Origin of the sequence: Pseudomonas sp. NCHU5216, assembly GCF_052156495.1 — a bacterium.
Taxonomy (GTDB): Bacteria; Pseudomonadota; Gammaproteobacteria; order Pseudomonadales; family Pseudomonadaceae; genus Aquipseudomonas.
On record NZ_JBQLIX010000050.1, the window covers coordinates 10,362 to 23,096 of the forward strand.

Sequence of the window (12,735 nt, forward strand, 5' to 3'; positions counted from 1 at the left end):
ATGAATCTGTTCCGCTCGCTCGGTAACCTCCACCCCTTGACCTCGGCGCAAAAAGACATCTGGCTGGATCAGGCGGTACAGGCGCAGGTGCCGCTCTACAACATCTGCGGGCACGTGGAGATCGACGGCCTGCTCGACCCCGAGCGGCTGCAGCGGGCAGTCGACCGACTGGTGCGGCGTCACCCGGCCTTGCGCACTGTACTGCGCGAAGGACAGGGCGAGGACGGCCTGCCGTTGCAGAGCTTCGTCGATGACCTGCCGGTGACGGTGCAGGTGCACGACACTCGCGAAGAGCGCGACCCGCAGGGCGCCGCCCAGGCCTGGCTGCAGGGCTATCACAGCCAGCCATTCCAGATGCACGAGGCCTCGCTGCTGCGTTTTCAGTGGGTGGCGGTCAGCGACACGCTGTCGTACCTCGGCGTGCAGGCCCACCATATCGTGCTCGATGGCTGGGGCATCGCCTTGCTGCTGCGCGACCTGGGCGAGCTGTACAGCACTGATGCGCCCCTGCCGGGCGAGGCGCCATCCTACCTGCGCTACGTCGAGGACGATGCCGCCTACCGTGGCTCGCGACGCTTCGAGCGCGACCGTGCCTACTGGCTGGACAAGTACCGGCAGGTGCCCGAGCCCCTGTTCGAGCCCTTGCCCGGCGCACAGCCGCGTACTGCCGGGCAGGTAATCCGCCGCTACCCGGGCAGCCTGCTGGCACGCATCGACAGCCTGGCCAACGCCCGCCAGGCCTCGCGCTTCCAGGTGCTGCTGGCGGCGGTCTACGTCTACCTGCTGCGCGCCCGTCAGCGCGACGAACTGGTCATCGGGCTGCCGGTACTCAACCGTTCCAGCGCCACCTTCCGCGAAACCGTGGGGTTGTTCACCCAGGTCAGCGCGGTGCGCCTGAACTTCGGTAGCGAGCTGAGCTTCGCCGAGCTGGTCGACGGCATCACCCGCACACTGCGCCAGGACTATCGCGCCCAGCGCTTCGCCCTGAGCGACCTGAACCGCTCGCTGGGGCTGTTGCGCGATGGCCGTGGCCAGGTGTTCGATGTGTCGGTGTCCTATGAGGTGACCGACCACCGCCTGGCCTTCGGCGACACGCGTCCCTATTCGATCAAGGCCAGCAATGGTCACGAGCAGGCGCCGCTGGCCCTGCACATTCGCAGCAACCCGCACACCGACGAGGTGTGGCTGCACTTCATCTACAACCATGGGTTCTTCCGCGACCAGGACATCGAGCGCCTGGCCGAACGTTTCATGCATGTGCTCGAGCAAGGTTTGCAGGCCCCGGAGCTGGCCGTGCAGGCCTTCGAGCTCGCCACCCCGGACGAACTGCGCCAGTTGCAGGCCTGGAACCCGCCGCTGGCGAACACCAGCAATACGCACACCCTGCACGGGCTGTTCGAGGCGCAGGTGCGGCAACGCCCGGACGCCGTGGCGCTGCTGCATCAAGGCAGCAGCCTTAGCTACGCGCAACTCAACGCGCAGGCCAACCAGGTGGCGCATTACCTGATCGGGCAGGGCGTCGGTCCCGATGACCGGGTCGCGATCTGCGTGGAGCGCGGCCCGTGGATGCTCGTCGCCGTGCTGGGTGTACTCAAGGCCGGTGCCGGTTATGTGCCCATGGACCCGACGGCGCCGGCCGAGCGACTGGCCTTCATGTTGGAGGATTGCGCGCCCATGGCGCTGCTCAGCGAGCCCGAGGTGCACGCCCGGTTGCCGCAGCAGGCGCTGGCCTTGCCCGGATTGGCCGGGCCACAGGCGCCGGCCCTGGCCGAGCAGCCGCAACACGACCCCGAGCGTGCCGATGTACAGCCGCAGCACCTGGCCTATGTGATCTACACCTCCGGCTCCACCGGGCTGCCCAAGGGCGTGATGGTCGAGCACCGCAACGTCACCCGGCTGTTCAGCGCCGCCGCGCCGTGGCTGGTGTTTTCCGAACAGGACACCTGGGCGCTGTTCCATTCGTTTGCCTTCGACTTCTCGGTGTGGGAAATCTGGGGGGCGCTGCTGCACGGCGGGCGCCTGCTGCTGGTGCCGCAGTGGGTCAGCCGTTCGCCGGCGGACTTCTACAACCTGCTGTGCGACAGCCAGGTCACGGTGCTGAACCAGACCCCCAGCGCCTTCCGCCAGTTGATCGCTGCCCAGGGCCAACAGCCGCGCGAGCACACGCTGCGCCAGGTGATCTTCGGTGGCGAGGCCCTGGAGCCGGCCAGCCTGATTCCCTGGTACGCCTGCCCGCTGAACGCGCAGACCCACCTCTACAACCTCTACGGCATCACCGAAACCACGGTGCACGTGACCTGCTACCCACTGAGCCAGGCCGACACTCTGCGCAGCGGCAGCCCGATCGGCCGGCGCCTGGACGACCTGCGTCTGTACCTGCTCGATGCCCACGGGCAGCCCGTGCCGCCGGGTGAGGTGGGCGAGCTGTATGTGGGCGGAGCAGGGGTAGCGCGCGGCTACCTGAACCGCCCGGAACTCAATGCCGAGCGTTTCCTCGCCGATCCGTTCGTGGCCGATGCGCAGGTGCGCATGTACCGCAGTGGCGACCTGGCCCGCTGGCTGGACGATGGTGCGCTTGATTACCTGGGGCGTAACGACCAGCAGGTCAAGGTGCGTGGCTTCCGTATCGAACTGGGCGAAATCCAGGCTCGCGTGGCGCGTTGCCAGGGCGTGCGCGATGCAGTGGTGGTGGCCCGTGATGATGGGCAGGGCGGCAAACGCCTGGTCTGCTACCTGCTGGCCGAGCCGGATGTGGTACTGGTTCCGGGTGAGCTGCGTGCCGAGCTGGCGCAGCACCTGGCGGACTACATGCTGCCAGCCGCCTACGTGACCCTCGAAGCCTTCCCGCTTACCGGCAATGGCAAACTGGACCAGAAAGCCTTGCCCGAGCCTGATGACCAGGCCTACGTGCGCAGCGGCTTCGAAGCGCCGCAAGGGCCGCTGGAGCAGACCCTGGCGCGGCTATGGAGCGAGCTGCTGGGCATCGAGGCGATCAGCCGCCACGACCACTTCTTCGCTCTGGGTGGCGACTCGCTGCTGGCGGTCAAGCTGGCCGAGCGCTTGCGCGGCGAGGGTCTGGAAGTCGAAGTGCGGGCGCTGTTTACCGAGCCGAGCCTGGCCGCGCTGGCCAGTCGCGTGGCGGACAGTGCCCCGGTCGCGGTGCCTGCCAACCGCATTCCTGCCGGTTGTACGCGCCTGGAACCTGGCATGCTGGCCCTCGCCGAACTGAGCCAGGCACAACTCGATGCCGTGGCCGAGGCCGTGCCGGGCGGCGCCGCCAACATCCAGGACATCTACCCGCTGGTGCCGCTGCAGGAAGGCATTTTCTATCACCACCTGGCCAGTACCCAGGGCGACCCCTATCTGCTGCAGGGCACCCTGCGCCTGGCCGACCGCGAGCAGGTCGATGGCCTGGTCGCTGCGCTGCAAGCGGTCATCGACCGGCATGACATTCTGCGTACCGGCATTGCCTGGGAAGGGCTGACCACGCCCATGCAGGTGGTCTGGCGCCAGGCGCCGCTGCGGGTACGGGAACACCGGCTGGCGGCAGTCGATGGTGACATCGCCGCTCAGTTGAAAGCCGCGCTCGACCCCAGCCACACCCGCCTGGATCTGCGCCAGGCGCCCATGCTGGAGCTGCATCTGGCCGAAGATCCTGGCCAGGGCTGGGTCGCAGTGCTTCTGTTCCATCACCTGATCGACGACGCCACCTCGCTGGGGCTGCTGGGCCAGGAAATCGAGGCGCACCTGCAGGGTCGCCAGGCCTCGCTGCCGGTCTCGGTACCGTACCGCAACTATGTGGCGCAAACCCTGCTGGGCAGCGACCGCGCGGCGCAGGAGGCGTTCTTCCGCGCAACCCTGGGCGATGTCGATGCTCCGACGCTGCCGTTCGGCGTCGAGCAGATGCCGGTCGATGGTCAGGCCGTCGTGCAGGCCAGCCTGACTCTGGAAACCGTGCAGGCCAGGCGCCTGCGCAGCCAGGCCCGTGAACTTGGGGTCAGTGTCGCCAGCCTGCATCACCTGGCCTGGGCCATCGTGGTCGGGCGCCTTTCCGGGCGCGACGACGTGGTCTTCGGTACCGTGCTGATGGGCCGGCTGCACGCGGGCCTGCAGGCTGAACGCGCTCTGGGTATGTTCATCAACACCTTACCGCTGCGCCTCGACAGTGCCGCCAGCAGCGTGCGCACCGCAGCGCGCCAGGCCCACGAGCGTCTGGCGGCACTGCTGGCCCACGAGCATGCGCCGCTGGCTCTGGCCCAGCGCTGCAGCGGCGTTGCCGCGCCGACACCGTTGTTCAGTGCGCTGCTCAACTACCGCCACGGCGCGGTGGCCGCCGGCGAGGGTGAGCGTCGCTGGGGCGGTTGCGTGCTGGTCGATGGCCAGGAACGTACCCACTATCCGCTGTCGATGTCGGTCGACGACCTGGGTGACCGCTTCGAACTCACTGCCCAGGTGGTGCAGGGCATCGACGCCGCGCAGGTGGTCGAGATGATGCACACGACGCTGCAGTCGCTGATCGATGCGCTGGAACAGCCCGTCGAGGTGGCGCTGCCCGAGCTGGTCTGCCTGCCGGCGGCGCGCCGCCAGCGCCTGTTGCATGACTTCAATGCCACGGCCAGCGCTTACCCCACCGGGCAACTGGTTCATGAACTGGTCGAAGCGCAGGCCGCACGCCAACCCGACGCGCTGGCGCTGAGCTTCCAGGGTCAACACCTGAGCTATGGGGAACTGAACCACCAGGCCAACCAGTTGGCGCACCGCTTGCGCGAGCTGGGGGCTGCTGCCGACCAGCGTGTGGCGATCTGTTGCCATCGCGGCCCGGAGATGGTCGTGGGCCTGCTGGCGATCCTCAAGTCCGGCGCTGGCTATGTGCCGCTGGATCCCGACTACCCGGACGAGCGCCTGACCTACATGCTCGGTGACAGCGCGCCGCAGGTGCTGCTGACCCAGGCGGCGCTGCGTCCACGCCTGGCGCAGGCCGCCTGCCCGGTGGTACTGCTCGACGACCTGAGCCACTTCGCCGCGTACAGCGCCGAGAACCCGGCACGCCTGGAACAGGGCGCCGAGTCGCTGGCCTATGTGATCTATACCTCCGGCTCCACCGGCCAGCCCAAAGGCGTGGCCATGCCCCATGCCCCCCTGGTCAACCTGCTGCACTGGCAGGCCGGGCAGGGCGCCGGCGATGCTCCGGCCACGCTGCAGTTCGCAGCGTTGGGCTTCGACGTGGCCTTCCAGGAAATTTTCACTGCGCTGAGTCAGGGCGCGCCGCTGTCGCTGATTCCGGCCGAGCTGCGCCTGGATTTCCCGGCCTTGTTCGAGCACCTGTGCCACGCCGAAATCGCCCGGCTCTACCTGCCGTGCCTGGCCCTGCAGGCCCTGGCCGAAGCCTTCGTGGCCAACCCGGCGTTGCAGGCCTTGCCGTGCCGGCTGCGCGAGGTGATCACCGCCGGTGAGCAATTGCGCATTACCGCGCCGATTCGCACCTTGTTCAAGCACCTGCCACAGTGCCGCCTGCACAACCATTACGGGCCGACCGAGTCGCACGTCACCAGCGCCTACACCCTGCCTGCGGACGTGGCGCAATGGCCCAGCCTGCCGCCGATTGGCTGGCCGATCGGCAACACCCGCCTGTACCTGCTCGATGCCAGCGGCCAGCCGGTGCCGGAAGGCATCGCCGGGGAAATCCATATTGGCGGCGCCTGCCTGGCGCGCGGTTACCTGAACCGCGAATCACTGACCGCCGAGCGTTTCATCGCCGACCCGTTCAGTGACGACCCGGCGCAGCGCCTGTACAAGACCGGCGACCTGGGCCGCTATACCCAGGATGGAGTGATCGAGTACCTGGGGCGCAACGACGACCAGGTGAAGATCCGCGGCTTCCGTGTCGAGCTGGGCGAGGTGGAAACCCGTCTGGCCGAACATCCGGCGCTGCGCGACGTGGCCGTCAAGGCTCTGCCCGCTGAGGCCGGTCCGCGGCTGGTGGCGTGGTTCACGCAACAGCCTGGCGTTGCTGCACCGAATGTCGATGAGCTGCGCGCGCACCTGCAGGCGCAGTTGCCCGACTACATGATCCCGGCTGCCTGGGTAGCGCTGGCCGCCATGCCGGTCTCGGCCAACGGCAAGCTCGACCGCCGTGCGTTGCCGGCGCCGGGCGAAGACGCCTTCGCCAGCCAGGCCTACGAGGCGCCGCAAGGCGAACTGGAAACCACCCTGGCGGCGCTGTGGAGCGAACTGCTCGGGGTCGCCCGGGTGGGCCGCCACGACCACTTCTTTGCCCTGGGCGGCCACTCGCTGCTGGCGGTGCGACTGATCGAGCGTCTGCGTTCCATGGGCCTGCAGGCCGACGTGCGGGTGCTGTTCAGCCAGCCGACCCTGGCCGCACTGGCCGCTGCCGTGGGCCGCGACGAGCCGCAACTGCAAGTACCGGACAACCGCATTCCTGCCGATTGCCCGCGCATTACCCCGGACATGCTGACACTGGTCGAACTGAACCAGGCCAGTCTCGATGCGTTGGCCGGGCAGGTGCCTGGCGGCGCCGCGAACATTCAGGACATCTACCCGCTGGCGCCGCTGCAGGAAGGCATCCTGTACCACCACTTGCGCGCCGGTCAGGGCGACCCCTACCTGTTGCAGGCCAGCTTTGCCGTGGGCAGTCGCGAGCAGTTCGACGCCTTCGTCGAGGCGCTGCACAAGGTCATCGAGCGTCACGACATCCTGCGTACCGCACTGGCCTGGGAGGGCATGCCGCAGCCGCTGCAGGTGGTGCTGCGGGATGCACCGCTGAGCGTTGAAACACTGACCCTGGACAGCGCGCAAGGGCCGGCCATCGAGCAATTGCAGGCTTTGTATGACCCGCGCCAGTGCCGCCTGGATCTGCGCCAGGCCCCGCTGATGCGCCTGGTGTGCGCCGAAGATGCAGCGAACCAGCGCTGGGTCGCGGTGCTGCTGTTCCACCACATTGCCATGGATCACGTCGCGCTGGAGGTGATGCAGGAGGAAATGCAGGCGCTGCTGACCGGCCAGGAACACCACCTGGCCGAGCCGGTGCCGTATCGGCAGTACGTGGCGCAGGCGCGCCTGGGGGTCAGCCAGGCACGCCACGAGGCGTTCTTCACCCAGATGCTGTCCGACGTCGAAACCCCGACCTTGCCGCTGGATCTGCAACAGGTGCAGGGCGACGGCCAGGGCGTGCTGGAACACCAGCTCCAGCTACCGACCGTGCTGAGCCTGCGCCTGCGCGACCTGGCACGGCAATACGGCGTCAGCCCTGCCAGCCTGCATCACCTGGCCTGGGCCCAGGTGCTGGGCGCGCTGGCCGGGCGCGACGACGTGGTGTTCGGCACCGTGCTGCTGGGTCGTATGCACAGCGGCCAGGGCGCCGAACGCGCCCTGGGCATGTTCATCAACACCTTGCCATTGCGCGTGGCGCTGGGCGAGGTGACGGTACGCCAGGCCCTGGCCGACACCCATGCGCGGCTGACCGCCTTGCTCGGCCACGAACACGCGCCGCTGGCGCTGGCGCAACGTTGCAGCGCCGTGCCGGCAGCCTTGCCGCTGTTCAGCGCGCTGCTCAACTACCGGCACAGCCCGCTGCAGCCAGAAGATGCCGAACGGCAGTGGGCCGGCGTGCAGGTTCTGCATGTCGAAGAGCGCACCAACTACCCGTTCATGCTCTCGGTCGATGACCTGGGTGAAGGCTTCCTGCTCACGGTGCAGACCGTGACGCAAGTGTCGCCGCAGCGCGTGGCCGACTACATGCACAGCGCACTGGACAGCCTGGCGCAGGCGCTGCAGCACCCCGATGCGCCGCTGCACAATGTCGCCGTGCTGCCGCCAGCCGAGCGTAGCCAGCTATTCGATGCGTTCAACGACACGGCGATGAGCTACCCCGAGCAGCAGACCCTGCAGGGGCTGTTCGAGGAACAGGCAGCCCGCACACCGACTGCATCGGCAGTGGCGCATGGCGACACCGTCCTGAGTTACGCCGAACTCAACGCCCGCGCCAATGCCCTGGCCCAGCACCTGATCACCCAGGGCGTGGTACCGGATGCGCGGGTGGGCATCTGCCTGCAACGCAGCCCCTCGATGCTGGTGGCCATGCTCGCCGTACTCAAGGCCGGCGGTGCCTATGTGCCGCTGGATCCGAATTACCCGGCTGAACGTATCGCTTACATGCTGCAAGACAGCGAGCCGGCGGCGGTGATTGGCCAGGACGCCACCCTGGCGCTACTTGGCGACCGGTCGGTGGTAAATCTCGATGGCTTCGACTGGACCTGTGATGTACAGGCCAACCCGGTGGTGCCGGGCCTCACGTCTACGAACCTGGCCTATCTGATCTACACCTCCGGTTCCACCGGCTTGCCCAAGGGCGTAATGATCGAGCACCGCAACGCGGTGAACTTCCTCACCTGGGCACAGCAGGCGTTCGAGCCGGAAGTGCTGCAGAACACGCTGTTCTCCACCTCGCTGAACTTCGACCTGGCGGTGTACGAGTGCTTTGCGCCGTTGACCACTGGCGGCTGCGTGCATGTGGTGGAAAACGCCCTGTCGGCACGCGAGGCGAATGTCAGCCTGATCAACACCGTCCCGTCGGCCTTGAAGGCACTGCTGGAATCCGGCGGACTCAACGAAGGCGTGCATACCGTCAACGTCGCCGGTGAAGCCTTGAAGGGTTCGCTGGTGGAGAAACTCTTCGCCGAAACCTCGGTGCAGCGTTTGTGCAACCTCTATGGCCCGTCGGAAACCACCACCTATTCGAGTTGGGTGGCCATGGATCGGGCCGATGGCTTCGTGCCGCATATCGGCAAGCCGGTGGGCAATACCCGGTTCTACCTGCTCGACGAGCACCGTCAGCCGGTACCGCTGGGCGTACCGGGCGAGCTGTATATTGGCGGCGCCGGTGTCGCCCGTGGCTACCTGAAACGTGACGACCTGACTGCCGAACGCTTTCTCGCTGACCCATTCAGCCGCGAGCTGGGCGCGCGCATGTACCGCACTGGCGACCTGGTGCGCTGGCTGCAAGACGGCAACCTGGAATACCTGGGGCGTAACGACGACCAGGTGAAGATTCGCGGTTTCCGCATCGAGCTGGGCGAAATCGAAGCACGCCTGGCGGCCTTTGACGGTGTTCAGGATGCCGTGGTCATGGCCCGTGAAGACGTGCCGGGCGATCTGCGTCTGGTGGCGTACTACACCGGTGCTGAGCAACTGGATATCCAGAACCTGCGTGAGCACCTGCAAGGCCAGTTGCCGGAGTACATGGTGCCGGCGGCCTATGTGTATCTGGACGCGCTGCCGCTGACGCCCAACGGCAAGCTGGATCGCAAGGCGCTGCCGGAGCCGGGTGCCGATGCCGTGATCAGCCGGGGCTATGAAGCGCCACAGAGCGAGACCGAACGCAACCTGGCGGGCATCTGGCAGACCTTGCTGGTCGTAGAGCAGGTGGGTCGTCACGACAACTTCTTCGAGCTGGGCGGCCATTCGCTGCTGGCGGTGAGCCTGGTCGAGCGCATGCGTGAGCAGGGCCTGAGCGCCGACGTGCGCGTGCTGTTCAGCCAGCCGACGCTGGCAGCGCTGGCTGCTGCCGTGGGCGGCAGTCATGACGTCCAGGTACCGGATAACCTGATTCCCGAAGGCTGCACGCAGATCACCCCGGAGCTGCTGCCTCTGGTCAGCCTGCAACAGGCCGAGATCGATCACATCACCGCGCAGATTCCGGGCGGCGCGGCGAACATTCAGGACATCTACCCGCTGGCACCGCTGCAGGAAGGCATCCTGTTCCACCATCTGAGTGCCGAGCAGGGCGACCCCTATGTGTTGCAGGCGGTCTTCGCCTTCGATGGGCAGGCCCGTTTGCAGGCCTTCGCCGAGGCCCTGCAACAGGTCATCGACCGCCATGACGTGCTGCGTACCTCGCTGCTCTGGGAAGGTTTGTCGACGCCGGTGCAGGTGGTATGGCGCCAGGCCGCGCTGAGCGTCGAGCCAGCGCCGCTGGCCGCCGACCAGGCGGATGTCGCCGCTAGTTTGCTGGCCCAGTTCGACGCCCGCCAACAGCGCCTGAACCTGGCGCAGGCGCCGTTGCTGCGCCTGGCGCATGCCGAGGACAAGGCCAACCGGCGCTGGCTGGCCGTGCTGCGCTTCCACCATGTGGTGCTGGATCACGCCGCGCTTGAAGTGGTGAACCAGGAAATGCAGGCGCTGCTGCTGGGCCACGGCCAGGCCTTGAGCCAGCCGGTGCCGTATCGCAACTACGTGGCCCAGGCCCGTCAGGGGCTGAGTGCCGAGGCTCATGAAGCCTTCTTCCGGGCGCAATTGGGCTCGCTCGCCGAGCCGACCCTGCCTTACGGCCTGGCCCCGCGTGATGACGCGGGCCAGCCTATCGATGAGCAACGCCTGCGCCTGCCGCACACCCTGAGCCTGCGCCTGCGTGCCCAGGCGCGCCGACTGGGAGTGAGTGCGGCCAGCCTGCATCATCTGGCCTGGGCCCGGGTGCTGGGCGCGGCGAGCGGGCGCGATGACGTGGTGTTCGGCACCGTTCTGCTCGGCCGTCTGGGCGGCGGGCAGGGCAGTGATCGCGCCCTGGGCATGTTCATCAACACCTTGCCATTGCGCGTCAACCTGGGGGATGCAGGCCTGGTCGAGGCGCTGAAGGCCACCCATGCCGACCTGAGCGAACTGCTGGCCCACGAGCACGCGCCGCTGGCCCTGGCCCAGCGCTGCAGCGGCGTGGCCGCACCGGCACCGCTGTTCAGCGCGCTACTCAACTATCGCCACAGCTCGGCCGAGACCATGGCCGAGGCCGCAGGCTGGCAAGGCATCGAGATCCTGACCACCGAGGAACATACCCATTACCCGCTGACCCTGGCGGTGGACGACCTAGGTGAAGCCTTCGAGCTGAGCGTGCAGGTCGAAGCCCAGGTGGGCGCGCAGCATGTCTTGGGGCAAGTGCTCACCGCACTGCTAGGCCTGGTCGAAGCCCTGGAACAAGACTCGCGACAGCCATTGCAGGTACTGCCGGTTCTGCCGGCCGAGCAACGGCACCTGCTGTTCGAGCAGTTCAATGCCACGGCCATGAGCTACCCCGAGCAGCAGACCCTGCAGGGGCTGTTCGAGGAACAGGCAGCAAGGTCTCCGCAAGCCCCAGCGGTTGCGCACGGCGAAGCCGTGCTGAACTATGCCGAACTCAACGCCCGCGCCAACGTACTGGCCCAGCACCTGATCGCCCAGGGCGTGGTACCGGATGCACGCGTCGGTATTTGCCTGGAGCGCAGCCCCTCGATGCTGGTGGCCATGCTCGCCGTACTCAAGGCCGGCGGTGCCTATGTGCCGCTGGATCCGAATTACCCGGCCGAGCGTATCGCCTATATGCTGGCGGACAGCGAACCGGCGGCAGTGATTGGCCAGGATGCTACCTTGGCGCTGCTTGGCGATCGGCCGGTGGTAAATCTCGATGGCTTCGATTGGATCTGCGATGTACAGGGCAACCCGGTGGTGCCGGGCCTTACGTCGGCGAATCTGGCCTACCTGATCTACACCTCCGGCTCCACCGGCTTGCCGAAAGGCGTGATGATCGAGCACCGCAACGCGGTGAACTTCCTCACCTGGGCGCAGCAGGCCTTCGAGCCGGAAGTGCTGCAGAACACGCTGTTCTCCACCTCACTGAACTTCGATCTGGCGGTGTACGAGTGCTTTGCGCCGCTGACCATTGGTGGTTGCGTGCATGTGGTCGAGAACGCCCTGGCGGCACGCGAGGCGAATGTCAGCCTGATCAATACCGTGCCGTCCGCACTTAAAGCACTGCTGGAATCCGGTGGCCTGAACGAAGGCGTGCATACCGTCAACGTCGCAGGTGAAGCCCTCAAAGGCTCGCTGGTGGAGAAACTCTTCGCCGAAACCTCGGTGCAGCGCCTGTGCAACCTCTATGGCCCGTCGGAAACCACCACCTATTCCAGTTGGGTGGCCATGGATCGGGCCGACGGCTTTGCCGCGCATATCGGTAAACCGGTGGGCAATACGCAGTTCTACCTGCTCGACGAACACCGTCAGCCGGTGCCGCTGGGTGTAGCGGGCGAGTTGTATATCGGCGGTGCCGGCGTGGCACGGGGTTATCTGAACCGTGACGACCTCACCGCCGAACGCTTTATCACGCACGCCGAGTTTGGTCGTCTGTACCGCACTGGTGACCTGGCGCGCTGGCTACAAGACGGCAATCTGGAATACCTGGGCCGTAACGACGACCAAGTGAAGATCCGCGGCTTCCGTATCGAGCTGGGCGAAATCGAAGCGCGCCTGGCGGCTTTCGACGGTGTTCAGGACGCGGTGGTCATGGCCCGTGAAGACGTGCCGGGCGACCTGCGCCTGGTGGCGTACTACACCGCTGCCGAGCAACTGGATATCCAGAACCTGCGTGAACATCTGCAAGGCCAGTTGCCCGAGTACATGGTGCCGGCGGCCTATGTCTATCTGGACGCTCTGCCGCTGACGCCCAACGGCAAGCTGGATCGCAAGGCACTGCCGATCCCGGGTGTCGATGCGCTGATCAGCCGGGGCTATGAAGCGCCACAGAGCGATACCGAACGCACCCTGGCTGCCATCTGGCAGACCCTGCTGGGCGTGGAGCAGGTCGGTCGCCACGACAACTTCTTCGAGCTGGGCGGTCACTCGCTGCTGGCGGTGAGCCTGGTCGAGCGCATGCGCGAACAGGGCCTGAGCGCCGACGTGCGCGTGCTGTTCAAC

Annotated in this window: 1 protein-coding gene (cut by a window edge); it reads left to right on the plus strand. The window is 66.9% G+C overall.

Annotation, left to right across the window (positions count from 1 at the left end):
* The coding region annotated (locus tag ACSVIK_RS23380) for a non-ribosomal peptide synthase/polyketide synthase (RefSeq protein ID WP_442446541.1) crosses the window boundary (this coding region is incomplete at its 3' end): on the plus strand, positions 1-12,735 show 12,735 of its 27,105 nt. The annotated region continues 14,370 nt past the right edge of the window.